Here is a 23,633-nt window from a genome sequence, read left to right on the forward strand (position 1 = left end):
AAAGCGCCTGCTACCTACGTATTTGTTTTGACTTTAGTTAACCTTAAAATTTTCAAGGATATACCGCATGTAAACCCTCGATTAAATTACAGTGAATTTAGTCCGCCCCTGCTGTAATTGCAAGCGAAAAGGGGGAGCAGACACCACCGCAAAACAGGGGATTTCCAGACAGAACATCGAGTTCTATCCACATCAATTATCAGGTGGTTTTCTCAGTTTCCTGTTATACATTTATGGTACAGTACAACAAGAATAATGGAGTTTCCAAATGAGTATCCAGGTTGCTATACACACCACACGGCGATATGAGAAATTCAAAACGATCGTCCGGATTATTAAGGAAGAGATTGCCCGGCCGGAAGAGGTGGAATTTCGCCACACTCCCACCGAGGAAGATGTGCGAAAAATTGCCGACCAGATTGATATTCTGGTCTGTTACACGGTTCCAAGAGAAGCGTTCGAGCAGGCCGACCGGTTGAGCTGGATCCATATCGGCACAGCGGGTATCGACCATACCTCCTTTCCAGAACTCCTTAAGAGCGACGTGATTGTCACGAACGCCAGCGGTCTCCACGCCGAACCGGCCAGCGAATTTGTTATGGCGCAGATGCTCTACTTCGCCAAACATATTGACGAGTTCCGCAGATTCAAGGAAAGCAGGCAATGGAATCAATGGGAACTTGCCGCAAAGATTTCGCTCCTCGATGGTAAATCGATTGGAATAGTTGGGCTCGGCTCCATCGGAAAGGCCATTGCAAAAAAAGCGCGGGCATTCGGAATGCATGTTATCGCAACCAAATATTCTGTCGCGCCCGAAGATCAGTATGCGTTTGTGGACAGGTTACTTTCCCGTGAACAGCTGCCGGCACTGCTCCGGGAATCGGACTTTGTCGTCCTGACGCTGCCACTGACTTCCGAGACAGAAGGCCTGATTGATCAACGGGCATTTTATCAGATGAAAAGTTCCACCTATCTCATCAATATATCGCGCGGCCCGATAGTTGATGAGAACGCGCTAATCCTCTCACTGAAACAAAACCGGATTGCCGGCGCTGCCCTGGATGTTTTCCGCGAAGAACCCCTTCCCGAAAACTCGCCTCTCTTTGGGATGGACAATGTGCTACTGAGTCCTCACATCTCTGGGAATTTCCCGGAATATGTAGAATGGGCATCCCGGGATTTCGGGAAAAACCTCAACCGTTTTCTCTCCGGAAAGCGTCTAAAGAATATTGTAAATAAAGAGCGTGGTTATTAGGTTTGAGGTCATTTGCACAGGTATAAAAGAATTGACATTCGCCGGGGGAGCGGATAAATTCCAAGGCTTTTTTCGAATTAACAATGCCCGGAAGGCTATCGAGGAGGAAGAAATTCGATGTTAAAACGGTTAACACCGCGATTGATTATTATCATACTCGCTATTGCAATCGCCGGTATTCTTTTGTATCCCACCATCCAGCATGAAATGCTGAGCCCTGAGGAGAGACAGGAACTTCGGGAGCAGGGAAAACTGGCGGAGCTGGAATCTAAAATTATCCGTCGCGGATTAGACCTGCAGGGCGGAATACATCTGGTACTGGAAGTTGATGTCCCGACGCTGGTTAATAATATCGCCCGCAACAAAAGCCAACTGTTCGAAGAAGTATTTCAGCAGGCCCAGTCCCGGTTGAATGAGGAGACGACCTTTCTGAATGAATTTCTGGAGGTTGCGAATCAGAAGGAGCTGAGGCTGGTTCGTTATTTTCCGGATCGCGGTATTCAGAATGAGGAGATCATTAGTTCCCTTCAGGAAGAAGCAACGGATGCGGTCCGCAGGGCGCTGGAAATTATCCGGAACCGGGTTGATCAGTTTGGTGTCAGCGAGCCGACGATTCAGAAGGTCGGAAACCGCAGAATTATTGTGGAACTCGCCGGCATTCAGGATCCGGCCCGGGCACGGGAATTGATTCAGACGACCGCGTTACTGGAGTTCAAACTCCTCAAAACGCCGGAAGTCACGAACGCCACTATCCAAAAAATTGACCGGGTTTTACGACGGCGTCAGGGTGATGTAGCGGAAGCCCTCGGGGCACAAGACACAGCAGAAACGGATACTACCATTGAAGAAGGTGGTGTTGCGGAAGACGAAGCCGTCTCCGTCGATGAGCTCTTTGGCGGGATGGAAGATGAAACCGCGACTGATACCTCCGAAGATAGTACTGTGGTGGTCGACCGGCAGGTCTTTGAAGAAAAACCGTTTACTGCGTTGCTTCGGAATGTACAGGGACAGATCGGCGTTCCTCAGAAAAACCGGAATGCAGTGAATCGCATCCTGAAGATGGAAGCGGTGCAGGAAGTCATACCGCCGGATGCAGAATTTCTTTGGTCGGCCGGTCCGGAAGTCCTGCCGACGCAGGCTGGCGGTGCGGACGAATTTCATTTGCTTTATTTGGTCAATGAAGAGGCTGGACTCACGGGAGGTGTCGTTACTGATGCGCAGGCTACGCTGGGCGGTAGCGGCGGCCAGGCCGCAGGCCAGCCAGTAGTCTATCTGGATATGAATGCACAAGGCTCGAAAACCTGGAGTCGGCTGACCGGGGCTAACATCGGACGACGGGTCGCTATCGTTTTGGATGATAAGGTACATATGGCACCCAACATCCGGTCCAAGATTTCCCAGGGAAGCACGATGATCGAAGGTATGGCCAACCTGGAAGAGGCCAAAGATATCGCTATCGTGCTGCGGGCTGGTGCATTACCGGCGCCGGTGGATATCATTGAAGAACGAACCGTGGGGCCATCGCTGGGAAGCGACAGTATCCAGAAAGGTACGACGGCAACACTCATCGGCCTTCTGTTGGTTCTGGTATTCATGGCACTTTATTATAAACTCTCCGGCTTTATCGCGGACTTTGCGCTTGTCCTGAACCTGATATTTATCCTGGCCATCCTCGCGGCGCTCGGTGCAACCTTGACACTGCCGGGTATTGCCGGATTGATACTCACGGTTGGTTTATCGGTGGATGCCAACGTCCTGATCTTTGATCGAATTCGTGAAGAGTTGCGGAAGGGCAAAACCGTCCGGGCTGCCATCGACAGCGGTTATGGCAATGCGCTCCGGACCATTATCGATGCCAACGTCACCACCATTCTTGCGGCATTGGTACTGATGCAGTTCGGAACCGGTCCGATTAAGGGGTTTGCAGTGGTGCTCTTCTGGGGTATCGTGTCCAGTATGTTTACGGCAATTTTCGTGACAAGGACGATTTACCAGATGTTCACCGAGAACAAGACCGTGAAAAAATTAAGCATCTAATTATTAGCAGAAGCGGGATTTGGTATAATGGAATTATTTGCGGAAGCGAATTACAAAATTCTGGAGAAACGGAAATTTACGGCAATTCTATCGGTTGTAATTATTTCAATCGGATTACTTTCTATTCTTTTTCACAACGGGCTGCGACTCGGTATTGACTTTGAGGGTGGTACCCTGATGCAGATCCAGTTTGAGGAATCGGTTGAAATTTCCGACGTTCGGTCGGCCCTGGAACAAGTGGGATTAGAAAATGCATCCATCCAGCAGTTCGGAGCGCCGAATGAAATTATTATCCGCGTGCTTCGCCTTGAGGAGCAGGAAGGTATTAAAGCCTCGGAAGAGATCCAGGCGACCTTGTCGGAAAACATCCCTGGCAACCCGTTTAACGTCCGAAGAATGGAACAGGTCGGGCCGAAGATCGGGAGTGAACTCCGCGGTGCCGCGGTTCTGGCAATTCTTTCGGCCCTGTTGGGTATCGTCCTCTACATTTCTATTCGGTTTGAGTTCAAATTTGCCATCGCGGCAATCGTTGCTCTGGTACATGATATACTAATAACACTGGGCGTATTTTCTCTGCTCAATCTGGAGATTACCCTAGCGATTATCGCTGCCTTCCTGACTATTGTGGGGTATTCCCTCAATGATACCATTGTCGTATTTGATCGAGTCAGGGAAAATCTGAAATCGCTGCGCCGTGCAACCTACTTCAACATCGTAAATCTCAGTATCAATCAGTCACTGAGCCGGACGGTGGTCACCTCGGTGACGACCTTTTTAGTGGTACTGGTGCTCTATCTCGGCGGTGGTGAGGTGATTAAAAATTTCGCCTTCGCATTGATTATCGGCGTGGTGGTCGGAACGTATTCGTCCGTCTACGTCGCCAGTCCGGTGATTGTTGAATGGGCCAAACGATCCGAATCGCAGGGGAAACTTTCCAAAAAGCGCTAATAGAACTGAATGGATTTCACACCGCATATTACCAAAATTTTCGTGACTTAAAATCATACATTTATAACTGAAGCCCCGAAATATCGGGGCTTTTTTTACGTACAAAAGGAATTGGTATGGGTATTCACGTCATTGTCGGAGGTCAATGGGGCGACGAAGGCAAGGGAAAAATTGTTGATCATTTCAGCAAAGATGCCGACATCGTCGCACGATATCAAGGCGGAGCGAACGCCGGTCATACGGTATATATCGGTGAGGAAAAATTTATCCTGCACCAAATTCCGAGTGGAATTCTCCGACCGTCCACTCGGTGCCTGCTGGGGACCGGTATGGTTATCGATCCCATTGAGTTGACCCGGGAAATCCGCGAGCTGCAGGATCGAGGTTTGAACTGTTCCAATCAGATCGGCGTAGCATATAACGCTCATCTGGTACTCCCGGTTCACCGGGCACTGGATGGCATTTCCGAAGATGCGGATGACGTGCAATTCATCGGGACGACCCGCCGGGGCATCGGCCCGACCTATTCCGATCGCCATGCCCGGATCGGGATTCCCGCTCACCTGATGCTGGATGCGGACGAGTTCAGAACGGCCGTTCTGGAACACCTTGAATTCGCAAACAAATCAATCACCGGAATCTATGGCAAGGATGCCATGAACTCTGACGAGTTCATGGGCCAACTCATGCAGGCCAGAGATGTAGTGAAGCCGCTTATCACCGATGTGTCAGCGGAATTATTAGATGCGCTTGCAGCGGATAAATACATAATTGGCGAAGGTGCACAGGGCGTTATGCTGGATTTGGACTATGGATCCTATCCGTATGTCACCTCGTCTCATCCCGGCACGGCTGGCGTCTCCGTGGGGCTTGGAGTACCGCCGGCTGCCGTCACGCGGAGTACGGGCATTTTCAAAGCATACTGTACCCGGGTTGGCGAAGGACCGTTTCCCACGGAACTCACCGCAGAAGAGGCAGCTGACAAACTGCGCGAGGCCGGAGGCGAGTACGGTGCGACCACAGGTCGACCGCGTCGCTGCGGATGGTTCGACGGCGTGCTGGGGAAATATAGCGCAGACATCAACGGCTTTACCGACATCTGCATTACGAAGGCGGATGTGCTAGAATCCTTTGCTGAAATTCCGGTGGCCGAGAGTTACGAGCAGGAATCGTCCTATCTTAACGTCCAAAAACTGGAAGACGCGATCCCGCATTATTCCACGTATGCAGGCTGGAACTCGGATATCTCTGCCGCGAACTCCTTTGCCGAATTCCCGGAATCGCTGCGGCACTATCTCCAGTCTATTGAAAATCTGATGGGGACTCCAATTTCCATGGTATCCACCGGACCTGAACGCTCACAACTGGTTCAGAACGAATCATTCTCTCCGGCCTGAACCCTGCACAGGCTCCTTAACTCATAATATATTTTGGGTTCGGCTTTCCGAACATCTGCTTAGGTACCCCCGAAAATTTCATCTCGTCGAGAATTTACCGGTAAGTGACATTACCAGCTCGCAAACCACTTCTCCGGGAATATTTTGATGTAAAAGACAAAAGGGCCCGGAGGGGAGGACCGGGCCCTTTATGGGGGTGTCGTTGAGGGTACAGCTTTTGCGACTTACTGTGTGTGTAATATTTTTTCGCTGTTCAAGTGTATACTATACGCAATTTTTTGAGTTCCAGAAAATTAAATTACCTATTTGAGGTTTCTTCCTCATCCTGCCGGAAAAGTAATTGTCGCGTTTAACGTGAATGGGTATCTTTTGCCAACTATGGGTCGACTGAAAACAATTCTCCTCATAATCCTGATTACGATTATTTGGGGCACAACCTGGCTGGTAATTAAAGTTGGATTAAACGGCATCTCTCCGCTGTACGGTGCGGGACTCAGATTTTTAGTTGCCGGCACCGCACTCTGGATTCTCGCCCGGATGCGCGGCGAACGATTACCGCGAACCAGGTCTCAAATCAGACACATTTTGATCTTTGGGGTATTTATGTTTTCGCTCCCTTATGGATTGGTCTACTGGGGAGAGCAATATATCCCCAGTAGTTTAGCCTCAATTCTGTTCAGCGCAATGCCGTTTTGGGTGATCCTCTACGCACACCTGATGATCGCCGAGGAGCGATTTCGATTTGAACAGGGACTCGGATCCGTTATCGGATTCCTTGGAGTGCTGCTGATCTTCAGCGAGGGAGAATTCAACTTTTCCAGCATGTTTACGCTGGGAATGCTGGCCGTGCTGGGGAGTAGCGCGTGTTCCGGCTTCGCATCGGTCTGGGGAAAACGGTATTCCAAAGAAATTTATCACTTTCAAACAACCGCGTACGGCATGATGGTTGGCTCACTCCTCCTGCTCCTGTTCAGCCGGTTTGAGCCGGCGCGATTTTTTCGGCCCGACTGGATGACCATCGGTTCGATTGTATATCTCGGCTTGTTCGGCTCCGCGGTTACATTTTCGGTCTATTTTTGGCTGATGAACCACGTCAGGGTGGTCAAACTCAGCTTCATTACATTTCTATCGCCTATCGTTGCAATCTTTGTGGGCTGGCTCATTCTTGATGAAACGCTGAGTCTCAGGGTCTTCATTGGCACCGGCATCGTTTTCATCGGAATCATTTTGGCCGATTATAAAAAATATCTTCGCATAATCAGGAAAATGCCGGCTCAACCATGAGATTCCGCGTGGAATTATTAATGCAATCATTGGAAAAGAACCGATAGGAATTTTGAAACTTCCCTACCAGTTTTCCACAGATATCCAGCCCGTAGAGCCGTACGATTTTCGGTTACTTCTCAGGGATATTGACCAGTATCCGCTGGATGTGACGGAACGTATCGCGGAGGATAAATTAATCCGCGGATTCTCTACGGATAGCGGTCCGGTTCAGGCTGCGATTTCCGAAAACGTCGGGGAGACACTTACCATAGATATCTATAGCAAAGAATCGGTTTCGGAATCACTGATCGCCAGACAGATCAGGCACATTCTGAACCTGGATCTCGATCTGGAGGGGTGGTACGACACTGTTTCCGCCGACGATCCCATGCAAAAAATCATCCAAGAATTCCGCGGAGCAAAACCCATCGCCAAACCGTCGGTTTTCGAAGGTATGGCAACCGCCATCCTGGAGCAGCAACTCAATGTGACATTCGCCTGCACTCTTGAGACCCGGTTGATAAAAAAATACGGTACCGAAATCTGCTCGGACGCCGGGACGTCCTGGCTTTTCCCCACACCGGAACAAATGGCGGCGCTCGACTATGAGGAATTACGTCCGCTCCAGATCAGTGGCTCCAAATCCCGGTATATTATCGACATTGCGCGGCAGATTACGGCTGGCGAAATTGATCCGGAATCCTGGCACTCACTGGAGGATGATGAAATCATGGAACGGCTCCTGGCGATCCGGGGCATCGGACAGTGGACTGCGGAATACGTTATGCTCATCGGCTACCGGCGATTTGATCACGCACCCAGCGCCGATATCGGTCTGCGGAACGCCGTGACTCAGCTCACCGGCAGCGAGGAGCAGCTTTCCGAGAAAGCGACCCGGGAATACATGGATCGTTTTGCCGGATATCGCGGACTGGCGACCACGTATATTTGGAACGCGTTCTCTGCGGGGTTATTAGAAACATCACGTTCGTCACCCTGAGCGTGTCCAAGGATGAACGGACTTTCTTAAGATAAGTGTGAATTCAAACGATGGCCTTTTAAATTTTGGAGCATTTTTGGCTTGTTCCGCTTGTGCGGAACCCCTGCACACTTAAAGTGCCAAAAAATCGAGGCCATCTGAGGGGAGGAAGTGCCATGCTGCAAATGAAAACTTCGTGTCTGAGCACTCTAGGAGGAACCGGTAATGATAAATACGTTTGTACAAATCATTATGAAAGATAATCCGAATTATTAAATGTGTGAGTTCGAAGTTTTCTTGATTTTTTCTACCCCTTTTGGTGTCCAGGTTTTCCACACAAGCGTATCAAGACAAAAGGGGTAAAGATATATTATTTATAGATTGTTAAAATTACGAAAATATAGAATGAGCAACTCACAATTGACTTGCTCATAATATTGAACGAAAGGACACATCATGATATTCTGGACACGGATTGACACACCAGTCCATCCAATGGTATTAGTGGAGGAGGATGGAAAACTCATCGAAGTCAACATGTCCAACGCCGAACTGCCTGATGAAATTATCCAGGAGAAACTTGAGCAGCATGATCCGGATACCTACCAACAGGACTCGCCCTTTCTCAACCGCGTCGAGGCGGAGCTCGCCGAATATTTCGCCGGTAAACGTACGGATTTTGACATCGGGTACGCTTTTCACGGCACGGAATTCCAGCAGAAGGTCTGGAACGTGATCGCTTCGGTCCCATACGGCGAAACGCTCTCCTACGGGGAAATTGCCGGAATCATAGACAAACCGAACGCCGCCCGCGCCGTAGGAAGTGCCTGTGGCAAAAATCCGGTTTCGGTTATTGTTCCTTGTCATCGCGTCCTGGCTGCCAACGGTAAACTCGGCGGCTACGGCGGTGGGTTGGACGTGAAACGGGCGCTGCTGGAGTTGGAGGGTGTGGAGTACAAAAACGAAAAATAGGAGATTACCGCTGAGCCGCAAAGAACGCAGAGAAAGCGCTAAGGACACAACAAGATAACTTTATACCACTGCCCAACAGGTATAAATTATTGAGCATTAAATATTTACCCAACGCGTTAGGTGAAATGGTCTACACCGCCTCCTGGTATTATATCAGTGGCATACACGCGCTAACTTTTTCAAACACCTATGGATATAATTCAATTTCTGCAATCGTTCCGCAATCCGATTTTGGATGTGCTTTTTAAGTCGCTGACCTTTCTCGGGAACGAGGAGTTTTTTGTGCTCCTCCTTCCCATCGCATTTTGGACGTGGCGAAAACATGACATGCAGCGATTGACATTCCTCCTGCTTATCTCCTTTGCTATTAACGCGCTGCTAAAAAATGCCTTCGGATTACCGAGGCCGCCGGAAGCGGTGCATCTGGTACACGCCGAGGGCTTCGGGCTCCCGAGCGGACATGCCCAGGGCGCCATTGTGCTCTGGGGCTATTTCGCACTGCTTACGGAGAAGCGCTGGCTCAGGATATCGCTGGGAGTGCTTATTGGTGGCATCGCTATTAGCCGCTTATATCTCGGCGTCCATTATCCCGGTGATGTCCTGGCCGGCCTGGCTATTGGTGGTCTCTGGCTTTGGATATTTTATATTTTTGCCCCAAAAATGGAATCCGGTTGGCGGAGCCCCCTGCTCTCCACCATCATAATGATTGTTGTGCTTTGCGTAACGTTTATGAGTTTTACCACGACAGCGCTGGGCGGCACGGTCGGCGGGCTGGCTATGGGGATGCTGGCGGGCCTCCTGTTAGAGCATCGATTTGTGGGCATGGTGCCGGAAAACCGCTTTGGGCATCAACTGGGAAAAATCCTCCTGGGAATCTCTGGAATTGTAATACTGTATATCGGATTGAAAACGGGGTTGCCGGATTTTTACGTGTATCGCGCAGCGAGATACGCGGCTATCGGACTCTGGATCAGTTTGGCCGCGCCATGGATTTTTGTGCAGGTTGGATTATCTAAACATGGAAAATAATTAATACGCCTTGGAATGAAATTCCAAGGCTGTTTACCAATGAGTAGCCTTGCAATCTTATTACGAGGATATGCCACGCCTATGTAAAAAAGTCGCCTTGAAATGAAATTCCAAGGCTTTTACCCGATGAATAGCCTCGCAATTTCATTGCGAGGCGGAAAAAGTATCGTGACAATCGCCTTTGAATGAGATTCAAAGGCTCAATAGATAGACCAAAATCATGCCCGTAAACGGATACATTCTTGCGATTCGAACATAGGTCAGGAGGCGTTGTATGAGTAATAACCGAACTGAACTGTTTTATCATTTGGTCTGGCATACAAAGGACAATGAACCGTATTTGGACCGTACAATGGAATCAATTGTTTATCCTTATATCAGACGACGGGTCGACGAATCGGAAGGCAATCTTCTTCGAATTAACGGGACAGAAAACCATGTTCATATTTTAATCTCCATTCCTCCAAACAAGTTAGTTTCTGAATTTATCCGGAAAATCAAAGCCAGTTCTGCGACATATATTAACAAAAACCAAGACATTGACGGTTATCTCTACTGGCAGAGAGGGTATGGAGCATTCACTGTATCGAAGCAAAATCTTAAAGCGGTAGCCAACTATATAGAAAGACAGAAACACCATCATAAAACCGGGACGCTGAAATCAGATTGGGAGGTGTAACCGGTCTCTTCCTGGAGTAAAATTCCAGGGCTGACGAGATTGAAAGCCTCGCAATCTCATTGCGAGGCACAAACAAAAGAACTCCGTAGTGAGCTACTCCGTCTCCTCCGGAAGATCGCCCAGGGACATCTCCTCCGGCAGGATCATACCGCCGGAGATGAGGAGTTTCAGTCCCTGTTCCACGGTGAATCGGGTATCGATGGCCTCGGACTTTTTGATAAAAATGACATAGCCGGTGGTGGGATTCGGCGTGGACGGTACGAACATGGAATGATACTCCTCCCCGTCATCGCCGGTCGTAGTACCGGTCACGAACGCCAGCGTCCAGAGGCCCTTCCGAGGGTATTGGATTAAGACGACTTTTTTAAAGCTGGACTTCCCCTGCAAAGAAAAGGCCTGGAAGATGCTCTTCGCCGTGGAATACACATTTTTCACCAGCGGAATCCGGGCCAAAACCCGTTCCAGTACCTGGAGCGATTTCTTGCCAATAAAATTGGACGCCAATAACCCGATGAGATAGACGGCGGCGACGGTTAAAATAATGCCCATGCCCGGAACATACCACTCCACATAGTGCCTGAGATACGGGCCCAGAAAGCCATCGAAGAAGTTAAAGATCCATCGCAGCACCAGAGCGGTGAGCCCCAGCGGCCCCAGGACCAATAACCCAGTCAGCAATTTATTGCGGATACTCGCCCAGACTCTGTTCATGTCGTGCCACTCAATTTTGACATTAAATTACCCAATTCAGGGACAACGAAATTTAAGAACGAATCGGGGAAATGGTAGTGATTTCGTTTGAGAGTAAAGATTCTCCGCTGACATGCGAAGAACACAGAGAAAAACAAAAAACAGAATAAATTAGCCGCGAAGATACGCCAAGAAACACGAAGATAAAAAACAACGCACTTCTAAAAACAAACGAAATTAAGAGTATCCCGCAGGGATCCCTTGGGATGACTAAGATTAAGTGAACACGCAACTGTAACACTGTAATACGAGAACACTTTGACACTGGTGTTGAACACTCCAAACTTGTATTCCCAACCATCCACCAATAGATTTACCTTCCAATGATAAAAACCCGCGCCTCCAAGAACATACTGCTCATCAACTCGTGGATATACGACTTCGCGGCATACGATCTCTGGATTAAGCCGCTGGGATTACTCTACGTCGGAGCCTCACTGAGGCGGAACGGCTACAACATCCAGCTCATCGACTGTCTGGATCGGAATCATCCGGACATGCGTAAAATCGAGAGCTCCGGAGACCGGAAGCCGGACGGACGCGGCAACTTCCACCGGGAGATTGTGGACAAGCCGGAAATCCTGGAGTGGGTGCCGCGCTACTTTGCCCGGTACGGCTATACCGAGGAGGTGTTTCAGCGCGAACTCGACCGCGTCGAACCACCGGACGCCGTTTTAATCACCTCGGTGATGACATATTGGTACAAAGGCGTGGAAGCGGTGATCGCGCGAGTAAAATCAAAATTTCCGGATGTCCCGATTCTATTGGGCGGCGTCTACGCCACGCTCTGTTATTCCCACGCCCAAACAATGAGCGAAGTCAATCACGTGGTCTCCGGATATGGTGAAGAATCTGCCGTCAAATGGCTGGACGACTATTTTGGTATAGAGGCAGAATACGATCCCGGCGATGCTGAGGGCGATCCTAAACTTCCCTGGGATCTGTATCCTGATCCCACCGCAATTGTTACGCTGACAGCCAGAGGATGCCCGTATCGCTGCACCTTCTGTGCGACGCACGAACTGAACGACAAATTCTTCCAGCGCCGGCCGGAGACCGTCATCGACGAAATTCTGTATCACACGGAGCAGCACAATACCAAAGAGGTGGTCTTCTACGACGACGCCCTGTTCGTGAAAAAACGGAAGCACATCGAGGTCATCCTGGACTATATTATCGAGCACGCAAATCATCTGCGCTTCCATACGCCGAACGGATTGTTCGCCAAAATGATCGACCAACAGCTGGCAGACAAACTAGTAGAGGCAAATTTCAAAACCGTCCGGCTGAGTTTCGAGACTTCCAACGAAGGACGCCGCAAGGATATGAACAATAAAGTCACAAACGACACCTTCCTCCGCGCCATGGATTACCTGGACGCCGCCGGATTTCCCAGGGAACATGTGGAGGTGTATACCCTTATGGGCCTGCCCGGGCAGTCAGGCGAAGAGGTCTACAATTCCATCGACTTTGTACACGAAGCCGGTGCGCACGTGAGCCTGGCGAGTTTCACGCCGATCCCCGGCACGGTGGATTTCCAGCGTGCTGTAGAAAACCACGATCTTGATCCGGAGACCGATCCGTTGCTGCTGAACAACACCATTTACCCGCTCCGGGGCAACGGGTTGTCATACGACGATTACGATGCTATCCGACAGTACGCCAGACGGAAAAACCAGGAACTGACAGCGACCCGATGACCAAATCACGTATCCCCAGAGAAGTCCTGCCTGTGGGGGCCGTCATGGCCGTCCCGGAGGTGCCTGTCGAAAAAGTCACAAGATCCCTCGAAGAATTTTTTGGTCAGGAACCTGTGTTGTTCGACGAGTTTTCCGTCCAGGATTTTACGGATTACTACAATGAAGAGATGGGACCGGACATCCGGAAATGGTTTTACTACGTTCCGGCGTTGAAGGAAGTGGAAGGCTCCGAGCAGTGGAAGCGTCGCACCATTCAACTGGAATCGGAATTCGCGGAAAAGTACGATATGAACCGCCCCGTCAACATCGATCCCGGCTATCTTACGCTTTCAAAACTCATACTATTCAGTACCAAGGGATTTGCCCACCGGATCTATATCCGGGACGACATCTACGCGGAGGTCACCCTCCAGTTTCGCCATAAGGAATTCCATCCCGTCCCGTGGACTTTTCAGGATTACCAGACGGAGTTTGCATTTGAATTCTGGACGAAAGCGCGGAAAGTGCTGCGGGGGTTGTTAGGTAATCAGGTATAAGGTATTTGAAAGACCGGTTGGTAGTCCCTGCTTTAGCAGGTTCTTGACAGAAGAATGAGAATGCAGAAAGGAGAAGGGAGAAGAGAAAAAACTGTTAGTGGCTCGTTGTTGGTGGTTTGTGGTTTAGGGTAGAAGGTATGAGTATGCTCTCTCGCTTAAAAGTCGTGAAGCGGATTTAAGCGAGGGGAATCCTAAGAAATGAGAGGTATTACGTACTGCGGACTGAGTAAAAAAACCGGAGACGGGAGACTGGAAACCGGAGGCCGGAAAAGAGCAAACTGCAATAGAGTATTGGGTATAGTGTATGAGAAGATGAGGGTTTGTAGAGCAAGTTGGTCACTTGCTGGGGTCGGGAAACTTTATCAATATTGAACTGATAATACACCGCGGTGAATCCAGGGTTTAAATGAGCCTGGCAATCTCATTGCGAGGTAAATGCTATGTTGTGCAATTTTTTAAATTATCGAATAAACCACAAAATCCTCTAAAGAGGGAACTACCAACGAGTTCGTTCGTCATAACCCTGTTGGTAGTAACCGCTTTAGCGGTGCTGTTTTTATGAAAAATGAAGAAGATAGAAGTATGGTAAATCGCGTTGGTTGTGCCTTCAGTCTTCTCCGCGTGAAGGAAAGCGATTAAGATTAGGAGTAAGATTACGATTAAGAGAAACCGATGTGTGCGCTACTTGAATACCCGCCCCGGAGGGATCCCTTTGGGAAACACCTGAACACCGTAACACGTTTTTCATCCTCCAGGATGAAGTTCTGAGATCCAGAAAGATAAAAGCCCCGAATGGGCGAAAGAATAACAATGGGAACCTTTGAATCAGATTCATAGGCGAAATAAAACATATCTGCACCATTACTGCCGGAAAAGCCTCGCAATCTCATTGCGAGGTAAATGCTATATTTTGCAAATTTGTAAATTATCGAATAAACCACAAAACCCTCTAAAGAGGGGACTACCAACAGGTGAGACGTTGCAGACCTAAGACCGAGAACTCCGGACGGAGGACGGTGTTAACTATAAAACGATAACACCGTAACACTGTTTTCATCCTCCAGGATGAAGAACAACATACTGATGCAACTCCGCATCCAGCTCCTTGCTGATCACCGGACAATTCACCTGAAACAGGAAGAAAATATTCAGGTCTTCGTTGTTTAGGGATTCGTAATGGGTCTGTCCCTTAGCGATGACGACATCGGCGTCGCTGAGCTGCTGTTTGACGCCTGAGCCGGCATCCTCGAATATGGTGACCGGCGCATCGCTTCTGTTGGCTACGAGATTGACCAGCGGCTCTACGCCAACGAACGCGGCATCGTCCAGGGTGGCGTTGGTGAGCACCGGCTCTTTCCGCACCACCAGTACGATTTCGGCGGTAAACATATCCCGCAGCACTTCAATGAGCAGCCGGTCGAAGGCGAGTTCTCCGGCGGCGTTCGCAAGATAAACGACGCGATCTGCGTCGTACAGTGCCCCGGTCAGCTTATTCAAATGATTGATGCCGAATTCGGCCTTGGGAGCATACTCCAATTCCCGGTGGATATCCGCTTTCCCGTCGCCGGTCTCACCGTCAAAAACCTGTCCCGCGATGGCGTATCGTATTGCAGTTTCCAATGGGTTGCTCGACCGCTTGATCTTCTTGCGAATGCCGGGGATGATGTCCATGGCCGTCACGTTGGCTTCACTCCGCGCCTTCTGATATGGATCATCGTTGCCCAGCGAGTCGCCGATCATCCGGTGCATGCGATGGCTCACCTCCGGCGGGGTGATATCGTCCGGCAGCTCCCGGAGCATCTCCAGCACGTTGTAGACGACCTCCTTCTTCTTGCCATCCGGTATCTGATTTTTCTGGGCGGCTTCCAGTGTCTGATTGATGATACAGGGGAAACAGTCAACGTGGGTCTTCATAGGCGGGCTTTCTCTTTTCTGTGAATTAATCTTTGGAAAATTTAGACGTTGCGCCGGGCAGAATCAATTGCCATTCACCGGCAGAAAATAGGGGTGTTATTTTTCTGCGGTGAGCGCGGTTGAAAACTCCGGCAGGTGTTCCCGTAAGAATTGGTCGAATACGGATGTCCCGTGGAGATTCCGGAGCAGGGGATCAACGGCGACAAACGGCAGCCAGGGATCGTTTTCATCCACCGCCTTTTGAAGGTTTGCCAGCGATTCTTCCCTGCGTTCCAGTGCACAGTAAATCCGGGCAAGTCCGACGCCGGAGACGAAATCGGTATCCGGCCTCTTCTGCAATTCATCAAGTATTCCCAGTGAAGAATCCTCCTCTCCGGTCACCGCCAGGCCAAATGCCTTGCCGATGGCGCAAAATGCGGAGTTTGGCGACAGTTTCATCGCCTGATCAAACGACTGCAGTGCCTGGTAGTACTCGCCGACCTGCGCACTGGCGTATCCATGGTAGACATGTACAGTCGGAAGTTTAGGGTTGGCGGTAGCCGCATCTGCAAAGCGTCGTACCGCCTCCTGATATTCCCGTCGGTAAAAGTGCGCCTTTCCTGCCACAATATTTGCCAGGACGGTGCGGGGATGACGCTCCCGGACAGCCTGGGCATATTCCAGCGCCTCGTCCCGGCGTTTAAAACAGATCAGCAACATAGCATAATTGTGCATGGCAAAAGCCAGTCCCGGCTCAATCTCCAGCGACTGTTTGTATCGCATCTCGGCTTCCGACCAGTTATTGCGATACCGATGCTGAATAGCCGCGAGAACGGCCTGGGCATTGGCCGAATGCTTGTTTCGCTCCAGTGCTGTGTTCACCGCTTCCTCAGCATCCGGTAGTATTTCACCGGGCGGAATATCAAAATCTCCGGTCCCCAGCCAAAACATGGATTTTGCCAGCGCAGTATGGGCCTCAACGAAGTCGGGATCTTCCTTCACCGCGTATTGAAAATGGTAGACGCTTTCAAACAGCGCCTCTTTCAGGTACAGGTGGCTCTGGTATTTCCCATTGAGATATGCATCGTACGCTTGAATCGAGGTGGTCGGAGGCCGGGTGACTTTTTGCTTTTCCCTGCCGTCGATCTCTACGCCCAGCTGCTCAAGGATGGCCAGGCAGATCTCCTCCTTGATTTCGAGGATTTCCTCCAGAGGACGGTCATATCGTTCCGCCCAGAGATGGTTTCCGTCGAGCACGTTGATCAGTTGAGTCGTGATTTTCAGTCGGTCATCTGTCTGGCGTACAGCCCCTTCCAATAGAGCTTCGGCCTTCAGCTCTTTACCAAGATCCCGGATGTCCTCGTGCTTCTCCCGGGCGTCCAGCACGATGCTGTGCGGGGTAACCGTCAGTCCAGCAATTCGCGACAGGGTATCTCTGATATCCTGACTGAACCCTTCGCAGAGATACTCTTTCTCCGGCTCCATGCTCATGTTAAAAAACGGCATAATTGCCAGCGCCACCGGCGCATCGATCCCCTGTATTTGTTTCTTTTTATTAACTGACAGTTCAAACTGCTGGGTCAGCGACCAGAGATCGTTCAGCAGATCTTCCATCTGCTGGTATCGGCGCCCGGGATTTTTCTGCAGGGCAGTTTCAATAACCCGCGCGAGCTCCCCGGGGATTTCCGGCCGGAGTGTCCCGACCGGTTCCGGATCGGTATTCAGAATGGAGTACATCATCGCCTGCTCGTAAACGCCCTGAAACGGGACATCACCGGTCAACATTTCGTACAGGATCGCGCCCAGCGCCCAGATATCCGTCCGGCCGTCCCCCTTGTCGCCGGTAATCTGCTCCGGCGCCATATAGGCCGCGGTGCCCATGATTCCGGCTTTCTGAGCGAGGGAATCCTCCGCAACCTTCGCCAGACCAAAGTCCACAATTTTGGCCACGCCTTCCGGGGTGACGATGATATTGGCCGGCTTCACGTCTCTGTGGACGATCCCCTGCTTATGCGCCTTCGCCAGTCCCCGGCCAATCTGCATGGCAATATCCACGGCGTTTTCAATCTTTAAAGGATTCTCTCCAAGGATTTCCTTCAGCGTTTTGCCTTCATAGTGCGCCATACAGATGAACAGCTGACCGCTTTCAGTTTCATCAATTTCATGGATGGTGCAAATATTCGGGTGATCCAGCGACGAGGCCGCCCGCGCCTCGTGGATCAGGCGATCCTTGGCCTCGGCATCTTTGGTGAGCTGAGGCGGCAGAAACTTCAGGGCGACGTCCCGCTCCAGTTTGGTATCTCTGGCGCGATACACCACGCCCATACCGCCTCCGCCGACGTTTTGGAGGATACGATAATGGGAGACGACTTCACCTATCATGTCTTTTCACGCCTGATGACCAGCAGGGTCATGTCATCCAATTGGGGGGCATCTCCCACAAATTTTTGAATAGACTCAATAACAACCTCGATGAGTTCCTCAGCGGATTTCGTATGGTGCTTTTTCAGCGCTTCCTCGAACCGATCTTCGCCGAAGTGCTCTTCCTCCTCATTCATGGCGTCGGTAATGCCATCGGAGTAGATCACCAGCGAATCGCCAGGCGCAAAGTCGAGCATCTCCTCCTCGTAGGTGGCGTCCTCCCGGAAACCCAGGATTGTCCCGCCGGTGTTTAACCGCCGCACCTGCAAATTCCCAGAGATTAAAAAGGGCGGTTCGTGTCCCGCCTTGGAATATTCAATGTGATTTTTTTCCGCATCCAGGATAACGTAAAACAGTGTCGCAAATTTTTGGAGATCCGTGCTGCGATACAGGAGTAAGTTGGAGCGTTCCAGGCATTCTTTGCAGGAATGGCCAAACAGTGTCTGGCTCCGGAGCGTCGCCTGGAGGTTGGCCATGAGCAGTGAAGCCGGAATACCCTTGCCGGAAATATCTCCCAGACAGAACGCCCAGCGATGCTCGTTTATCCGGATAAAATCGTAATAATCGCCGCCGACTTTTTTCGCTGGGATACTTATCCCCGCGATGTCGTATCCGGGGATGTCCGGATTGGATTTCGGCAGCAGATTCACCTGGATATCCCGCGCCACCCGGAGATCTTCTTCCATGCGTATCAGCTCCTGCTCCTCTTCGTAGAGGCGGGCGTTCTCAATCACCTGCGCAGACTGCGCCGCAATGATAGAGAGCAGCCGCTGATCTTCCTTGGTGAATCCTTCTTCACCCTGTTTATTGAAGATAATGAGGATCCCCATCATCTCGCCCTGTAACCGTAACGGTACACCGAGTATCGACCGGATAGGAAACTCGTCATGCTGCCGGCTGACGAACCGGCTGTCGCTCTCGAAATCGTTGACCAACAGCGGTTGTTGATTTTGGATCATCCAGCCCGAAAGCTGCACGCCCAGGTGATACGGCATGGACTCCGCAGAGGCATCCGCCTGCCGGATCATGGTCTGGAACGGTTTGTCCTTATCTTCATCGTCCAGCAACATCACCGCTCCCTGCTCCACCTGGAAATGCTTCACACACTTCAGGACGATGAGTTCGATGACCTCGTCCAGTTCATTTACCGAGCTGATGGCAGTGGCGATGTCGTTCAGGACGCCCAGTTCCTGGACGGCCGCGCGGAGCTGTTGAATTTCGGTCTGGTTATTCACTATCGAATCCGTTTCTTCCCGTCATTTCACCTGAATACCCCGTACAAGCCAGCGTACCTGATAAAAATAATCTCTGAGTGAACTTAATAATAGAAAAGGTCTCAACTGCATGCAATATGAATTAGATTTCTATGAACCCTACGGTACTAATTGTTGATAAGGAGCTCCCCGGCTTTACAGCCAGGGTTCCTGCTTTGACTCCGCCATTAGGCGGAGTCTGGGCGGAATCCCGCCCAGAAAACCATACACCCACGTGGTCACACATCGGGATAAAATTGTTCACACCGGATTAACTTTGGAATTTTCAGGTAGAGACGTAGCAAGGATGGCGTGTGAGAATGCCAATTTAAGAGTTTTTTTCTCACGAGTTTTAAAAATTACTGTCCGGAAACACATATTTTAACTTATTGATATTATTGCATGTAGAGACGTTCCATGGAACGTCTCTACTGGGAGAGCAATCTTATGCCAACCGTTTAATTTTTCCTTGTATCTTAATTTTCACACTGCTTCCAAACTACGTTTCTACACCGCAATAATGGAGGGTCCGATACAAATTACCCATGCTATGTTCATAGTCTATATCTCAGAATTCAGTCCATATGGAACACTTCCTCCAGCGGAACGGTCACCGGGGAATTGTCAGGATTCGTCTCCATAATATCCGCCATAAAATCCCACCACTTCTGCACGACTTCCGTTTCGCCAAGATCCTGTGATCCCTGATCTCCGGACACTTTTTGGACGGCGAATAAAATGTTGGTCTCTTCATCCAGAAAGATGGAATAGTCGCTGATACCGGCGTCTTTAAGCAGTTGTTTCAGCTCCGGCCAGATCGCCGCGTGGCGTTTTTCGTATTCTTCCTTGCAGCCAGATTTGAGTTTCATCTTAAATGCTTGGCGTTGCATAGTCGCCTCCAGGGTTATAAGAGCAATTGGTCGGCACCATTATTTTACAAAAATACAGGTGCTATTGACAGAGATTGAATAATCCAAACATCCTGAGCGATCCCCCTTGGCGGGAGAGCCGTCCCAACGGGATCCCCGTGGGGAAGGATCTGGTCAATTCACTCCTGAACGTGCCTTTACGAGATCCCTCCGTTCGCTCCGCTCAGTCGGGATGACGCGTTATTTCTATTCATTCTAGGACAAAAGCAACACTAGTCATCCTGAGCGACCCCGATTCATCGGGGGAGCCGAAGGATCTCGTGAGTTACACTCCGAAAGGTCATTCACGAGATCCCTCCGCTCATCCGGCAGCAGCCGGATTCGGTCGGGATGACTCAATGTTAACTTTTACTTGATAGTATTAAAACGCCAGCCATCCTCAGCACTATCCGGGAGCCGCCGGATGAAATCGAGGTTCTCGCTCTTCAATCGATTTCGGGCTTCTCATGGTATTTCCACGTCACGGACGGGCGGGTAAAAAAACTAAAGAATCGCCCAATGCCCGTTTTTTTCTTGACAAAAAACGGGCAGCCTCATAGAGATCCCTGCGGGAAAAAAATCAAGCCCCCACGGGATCTCTGCGGGGGAGGGAACTCGTAATTTTACCCCAGGAGTATCCCAAGCAAGATTCCTCAATTCCACTCCGTTCCGCTGGGAATGACTGATTCGTAGTCTAGGGGCAAAGCTTCAGTCATCCTGAGCGAAAGCCCGGAGGGCTGAAGCCGATGGATCTCGATCTCTTACCTCTGAACATTGAATTTACGGGATTCCTCCACTCACTTACACTCGGTCGGAATTACTTACTTGCCTACTCTGACATCCGCTGCAACTCCATCCCCAGGAACTGTCGCCAGGTTTCGCCGTCCCGGGAGTATTCCCCGGTTTCCGTCCATGTATTCTTTGTAACAATTGTGGTATACCGGATGGTACCGTCACGGCCGTCTTCGAACCACCAGATGAACTGTCCGGTGCTGTCCAGTTTGGCACTAGCCGTGGTCGATTGTCCTGTAGCCAGATAGGATTGAAGCGTAAACTCTCCGGGAGATTTTCCGGCAGAGATAATCCCAAATGCCTGATGGACTTTTCGTTCCTCAGGGGTTTTGCCCTCGCCTTCAATTACGAGAATAGTGTTATCCAATTTCCATTCCACTAACTCCGTCTGGGTGAACTCGTTCTTCTCCCCGTTTCGCATCATCATCCAGCCGTCGCCCTGCCACTCTCCGGCGAAGTGACTGAGTTTTTCCATGCTTTCGTCCTGCGAAGGCATGCCTTCCTGGGCAAACCCGACCGCTCCCATCAAGAGCAGGCAGAACAGCATACAGCCTGTTTTATAGACTCTCTTTTTTTCCACTTTGGATCCTTTCTGTTTTGTGTTGTATTCGTACCTGGCATATCAGCTGTAGCGAAAAACGATCACTCCTTCTCGCATCCAACATCGCCGGGATGGAGGTACTGTTCTATGGTTTCTACATAACGTTTGAAGGCTTCCCGGCCCTTGTCAGTCATGGTGCAGGAAGTTCTCGGACGTTTGCCCACGAATGATTTGTGGATTTCGATATATCCGGCGTCTTCCAGCTTGGAGAGATGCACACTCAGATTCCCATCGGAGGTATCGATTGCTTCCTTCAGGAAGTTAAAATCCGCCTCCTTCACCGAGATTAGCGCCGACAGAATCGCCAGGCGTACCGGCGCATGGATCAGCCGATCCGGTTCGTCATACTGCTTCATGGCTTTCACCTGCGTAACGTTTGATGGCGTAGCCGGGCACCAGGTAACCCGGGATTATAGTCACTCCCATGATGAGTGTATGGTATTGGGCAGGCATAAACATGGCCACAACGGCGCCAACCCCCCAGATAATGCCTGCGTACTGCATCACCCGGTATTCGATAACCCGACCGGTTACAAATGTGGCAATTCCGGCCAGAATCGAAATAGTGGGGACTAACGAGTCATAAGAGATCCCACCAAACATCACTCCCACAAATGCCACCAGAAGAATACTTATTCCACACGCTTGCCAGACACTGGAAATCGCCGAGTCTACATAGGTCGTTACGCCTGATTTCTCCCGGTTCCGGCTTTGCATAAGCACGGTAATAATTGCGCCGAATGCAGTCACTCCGCTCCAAAGCACCCAGGAATACTGCGCTGCGTGCAGATATTCCAGTGCGTATTGGGCAATACAGGCAAATAAAATCAACCAGCCCCAGAGCAGGAAATACCCGCCGGAACCGGCAGCGCGACGTCGGGTCTTCTCGATCATCTCATGAATAATTTCGATGCGATCTTCCATTGATTTTCCCTTCACTTTGTTTCATTTATTAACTTTGTTTCATTTATTAACTTTGTTTCATAAAGTTATCTGCTAAATTGAAATAGTCAAGTAAAAAATGGGCAATTTTAGGTCGTACTAAATCAGGTGAGCTCATGGGGAGCCTGTGGGAGATGGATTTCGATGGTTGAAGACCTTGTTTTCCATAGAGAAGAATTTCCCGCCACCGATTCCGCCAATGCGGGAACCGGTGTTGGAGGGCTACCTCGGGGACAGCCCCTTTCCTCATAGAGATCCCTTTGGGACAGGGGTCAGCGACCCTGAAAGGGGCAAAAACACGAAGAAGGATCTGGCAATTTCACCCGGTGGTCGCTTCACGAGATCCCTCCATTCGCTACGCTCAGTCGGGATGACTCGATTTTTTTACTCGTTCTAGGACGAACGCAACACTAGTCATCCTGAGCGACCCCGATTCATCGGGGAGCCGCCCCAACGGGATCCCTACGGGGAAGGATCTCGTACTTTCAACCTCCGGGCTGTTCGGTCATGTAGTTCTATGATAAAAAAAACCGCCACCGACGCTGGGAGCGGTCGGCGGCGGGAGGTACCAATCCTAAAACAACGCTTTCAGTGCAGCCTTCCACCGTGTCCGCATCTCCTCGCGCAGTTCCTGACTGGGAATTTTCTCCTGGTGGAAGCTAACGGTGACTTTTTCTTCCCATTTCGGAATAACGCGAATCTGAAGTGTGGATGCCTCCGGCCAGTCCGGCGGTTGCCACGTGAGCCGGATGTGTTCGTCGTTTACCACCCGGACTTCGCCGGTAATTCCTCCCGCGGTTTCGTAGGTTTCACCTTCGGCGAGGACGAATCCGGGGCTTTCTCCGAGCCACTGCTGCAACCCGTCCTGAGAAAGCAATCGCTCCCAGGTGTCCCCTTCGGATAGATGGACGGTTTTCTGCACTCCGATCTGGAAGGTACCTTCGGCAGTCTGCCCGACTTTCCGCCGGCCGGTCTCCTTTTCGTAGCGATTGGTAATAGTCTGGCTCCACCAGTGAGAGACCCCATGCTCGTTTCGCAGCCAGGCGGCGATCTCTTTATGTGGTTTATCGGCCACGGCACTCCCCGACAGGATCTGCATCCATACGTCCCAGCGTCTGCCGGTGGCTTCGTTTACAGCGTCGTCGGAAATTTCGCGTGTCATGGTTTATTCCAGTGTTATAGTGTTCGGGTGTTCGAGTGTTCAGGTTAAACAACAGTGCTACAATGTTACTGTGTTATAGTTACGCGCTTTTTCTTACTCTTACTCGTAATTTG

Annotated in this window: 20 protein-coding genes; 11 read left to right on the forward strand and 9 right to left on the reverse strand. The window is 50.4% G+C overall.

Features of this window, described 5'->3' with window-relative positions; all coding sequences use genetic code 11:
• Positions 1–268: 268 nt before the first annotated feature.
• The 9 genes from K9N57_05985 (at position 269) to tnpA (ending at position 10,562) form a co-directional block, all read left to right on the forward strand.
• Entirely contained in the window at positions 269–1,255 is a 987-nt protein-coding gene (locus K9N57_05985; GenBank protein ID MCF7803718.1) for a D-2-hydroxyacid dehydrogenase, read from the forward strand.
• 117 nt (positions 1,256–1,372) lie between these two features.
• Positions 1,373–3,292 (forward strand): protein translocase subunit SecD, encoded by a 1,920-nt coding sequence (gene secD, locus K9N57_05990; protein MCF7803719.1) that lies wholly within the window; start codon positions 1,373–1,375, stop codon positions 3,290–3,292.
• Positions 3,293–3,319: 27 nt separating this feature from the next.
• Positions 3,320–4,240: a protein translocase subunit SecF gene (gene secF / locus K9N57_05995; protein ID MCF7803720.1), complete on the forward strand. Its 921-nt coding sequence runs from the start codon at positions 3,320–3,322 to the stop codon at positions 4,238–4,240.
• Between the two features lie 116 nt (positions 4,241–4,356).
• Positions 4,357–5,637, forward strand: coding sequence for an adenylosuccinate synthase (locus tag K9N57_06000; GenBank protein ID MCF7803721.1), 1,281 nt, complete (start codon positions 4,357–4,359; stop codon positions 5,635–5,637).
• A gap of 378 nt (positions 5,638–6,015) precedes the next feature.
• Entirely contained in the window at positions 6,016–6,921 is a 906-nt protein-coding gene (locus K9N57_06005; GenBank protein MCF7803722.1) for an EamA family transporter, read from the forward strand.
• A gap of 52 nt (positions 6,922–6,973) precedes the next feature.
• Positions 6,974–7,903, forward strand: a complete 930-nt coding sequence (locus K9N57_06010) for a hypothetical protein (protein ID MCF7803723.1) — start codon at positions 6,974–6,976, stop codon at positions 7,901–7,903.
• 435 nt (positions 7,904–8,338) lie between these two features.
• On the forward strand, positions 8,339–8,854 hold the full coding sequence (locus K9N57_06015) for a methylated-DNA--[protein]-cysteine S-methyltransferase (protein ID MCF7803724.1): 516 nt from the start codon (positions 8,339–8,341) through the stop codon (positions 8,852–8,854).
• A gap of 189 nt (positions 8,855–9,043) precedes the next feature.
• The gene (locus K9N57_06020) at positions 9,044–9,883 is read left to right on the forward strand and encodes a phosphatase PAP2 family protein (protein ID MCF7803725.1); all 840 of its coding nucleotides are present in this window, start codon (positions 9,044–9,046) and stop codon (positions 9,881–9,883) included.
• A gap of 274 nt (positions 9,884–10,157) precedes the next feature.
• A complete protein-coding gene (gene tnpA / locus K9N57_06025) occupies positions 10,158–10,562 on the forward strand; it encodes an IS200/IS605 family transposase (protein ID MCF7803726.1) in 405 nt (134 codons plus the stop codon).
• 93 nt (positions 10,563–10,655) lie between these two features.
• Here tnpA and K9N57_06030 read toward each other — a convergent pair whose 3' ends face one another.
• Complete coding sequence (locus tag K9N57_06030) at positions 10,656–11,273, reverse strand: DUF502 domain-containing protein (protein MCF7803727.1); 618 nt, start codon at positions 11,271–11,273, stop codon at positions 10,656–10,658.
• Between the two features lie 362 nt (positions 11,274–11,635).
• Here K9N57_06030 and K9N57_06035 point away from each other — a divergent pair, with 362 nt between their 5' ends.
• Together K9N57_06035 and K9N57_06040 are read left to right on the forward strand one after the other, a co-directional pair.
• On the forward strand, positions 11,636–13,012 hold the full coding sequence (locus K9N57_06035) for a radical SAM protein (GenBank protein MCF7803728.1): 1,377 nt from the start codon (positions 11,636–11,638) through the stop codon (positions 13,010–13,012).
• Entirely contained in the window at positions 13,009–13,548 is a 540-nt protein-coding gene (locus K9N57_06040) for a DUF4416 family protein (protein MCF7803729.1), read from the forward strand. Before K9N57_06035 ends, K9N57_06040 begins: the two co-directional genes overlap by 4 nt.
• A gap of 1,053 nt (positions 13,549–14,601) precedes the next feature.
• Here the strand turns inward: K9N57_06040 and K9N57_06045 are convergent.
• From K9N57_06045 to K9N57_06080, 8 genes are all read right to left on the reverse strand, one after another.
• Positions 14,602–15,462: an ARMT1-like domain-containing protein gene (locus K9N57_06045; GenBank protein ID MCF7803730.1), complete on the reverse strand. Its 861-nt coding sequence runs from the start codon at positions 15,460–15,462 to the stop codon at positions 14,602–14,604.
• Between the two features lie 96 nt (positions 15,463–15,558).
• Positions 15,559–17,823 carry a protein kinase gene (locus tag K9N57_06050; GenBank protein ID MCF7803731.1) on the reverse strand — a complete coding sequence of 755 codons (2,265 nt, stop codon included), beginning with the start codon at positions 17,821–17,823 and terminating at the stop codon, positions 15,559–15,561.
• Positions 17,820–19,097 (reverse strand): SpoIIE family protein phosphatase, encoded by a 1,278-nt coding sequence (locus K9N57_06055; protein MCF7803732.1) that lies wholly within the window; start codon positions 19,095–19,097, stop codon positions 17,820–17,822. Before K9N57_06055 ends, K9N57_06050 begins: the two co-directional genes overlap by 4 nt.
• A 593-nt stretch (positions 19,098–19,690) precedes the next feature.
• On the reverse strand, positions 19,691–20,005 hold the full coding sequence (gene rhaM, locus K9N57_06060) for an L-rhamnose mutarotase (GenBank protein ID MCF7803733.1): 315 nt from the start codon (positions 20,003–20,005) through the stop codon (positions 19,691–19,693).
• An 847-nt stretch (positions 20,006–20,852) separates the two neighbouring features.
• Positions 20,853–21,395, reverse strand: coding sequence for a hypothetical protein (locus K9N57_06065; GenBank protein MCF7803734.1), 543 nt, complete (start codon positions 21,393–21,395; stop codon positions 20,853–20,855).
• 62 nt (positions 21,396–21,457) lie between these two features.
• Positions 21,458–21,772, reverse strand: a complete 315-nt coding sequence (locus tag K9N57_06070; protein ID MCF7803735.1) for a transcriptional regulator — start codon at positions 21,770–21,772, stop codon at positions 21,458–21,460.
• Positions 21,759–22,355, reverse strand: coding sequence for a hypothetical protein (locus K9N57_06075; protein MCF7803736.1), 597 nt, complete (start codon positions 22,353–22,355; stop codon positions 21,759–21,761). Before K9N57_06075 ends, K9N57_06070 begins: the two co-directional genes overlap by 14 nt.
• 577 nt (positions 22,356–22,932) lie before the next feature.
• Entirely contained in the window at positions 22,933–23,520 is a 588-nt protein-coding gene (locus K9N57_06080; protein MCF7803737.1) for a DUF4287 domain-containing protein, read from the reverse strand.
• Between the last annotated feature and the right edge of the window lie 113 nt (positions 23,521–23,633).

Source organism: Candidatus Neomarinimicrobiota bacterium, assembly GCA_021734025.1.
Taxonomy (GTDB): Bacteria; Fidelibacterota; JAANXI01; order JAANXI01; family JAANXI01; genus JAANXI01.

Coding starts and splice junctions, on each gene's coding strand:
- K9N57_05985 (MCF7803718.1), top strand. CDS start 269: ATGAGTATCCAGGTTGCTATACACACCACACGGCGATATGAGAAATTC.
- secD (MCF7803719.1), top strand. CDS start 1,373: ATGTTAAAACGGTTAACACCGCGATTGATTATTATCATACTCGCTATT.
- secF (MCF7803720.1), top strand. CDS start 3,320: ATGGAATTATTTGCGGAAGCGAATTACAAAATTCTGGAGAAACGGAAA.
- K9N57_06000 (MCF7803721.1), top strand. CDS start 4,357: ATGGGTATTCACGTCATTGTCGGAGGTCAATGGGGCGACGAAGGCAAG.
- K9N57_06005 (MCF7803722.1), top strand. CDS start 6,016: ATGGGTCGACTGAAAACAATTCTCCTCATAATCCTGATTACGATTATT.
- K9N57_06015 (MCF7803724.1), top strand. CDS start 8,339: ATGATATTCTGGACACGGATTGACACACCAGTCCATCCAATGGTATTA.
- K9N57_06020 (MCF7803725.1), top strand. CDS start 9,044: ATGGATATAATTCAATTTCTGCAATCGTTCCGCAATCCGATTTTGGAT.
- tnpA (MCF7803726.1), top strand. CDS start 10,158: ATGAGTAATAACCGAACTGAACTGTTTTATCATTTGGTCTGGCATACA.
- K9N57_06030 (MCF7803727.1), bottom strand. CDS start 11,273: ATGAACAGAGTCTGGGCGAGTATCCGCAATAAATTGCTGACTGGGTTA.
- K9N57_06035 (MCF7803728.1), top strand. CDS start 11,636: ATGATAAAAACCCGCGCCTCCAAGAACATACTGCTCATCAACTCGTGG.
- K9N57_06040 (MCF7803729.1), top strand. CDS start 13,009: ATGACCAAATCACGTATCCCCAGAGAAGTCCTGCCTGTGGGGGCCGTC.
- K9N57_06045 (MCF7803730.1), bottom strand. CDS start 15,462: ATGAAGACCCACGTTGACTGTTTCCCCTGTATCATCAATCAGACACTG.
- K9N57_06050 (MCF7803731.1), bottom strand. CDS start 17,823: ATGATAGGTGAAGTCGTCTCCCATTATCGTATCCTCCAAAACGTCGGC.
- rhaM (MCF7803733.1), bottom strand. CDS start 20,005: ATGCAACGCCAAGCATTTAAGATGAAACTCAAATCTGGCTGCAAGGAA.
- K9N57_06070 (MCF7803735.1), bottom strand. CDS start 21,772: ATGAAGCAGTATGACGAACCGGATCGGCTGATCCATGCGCCGGTACGC.
- K9N57_06080 (MCF7803737.1), bottom strand. CDS start 23,520: ATGACACGCGAAATTTCCGACGACGCTGTAAACGAAGCCACCGGCAGA.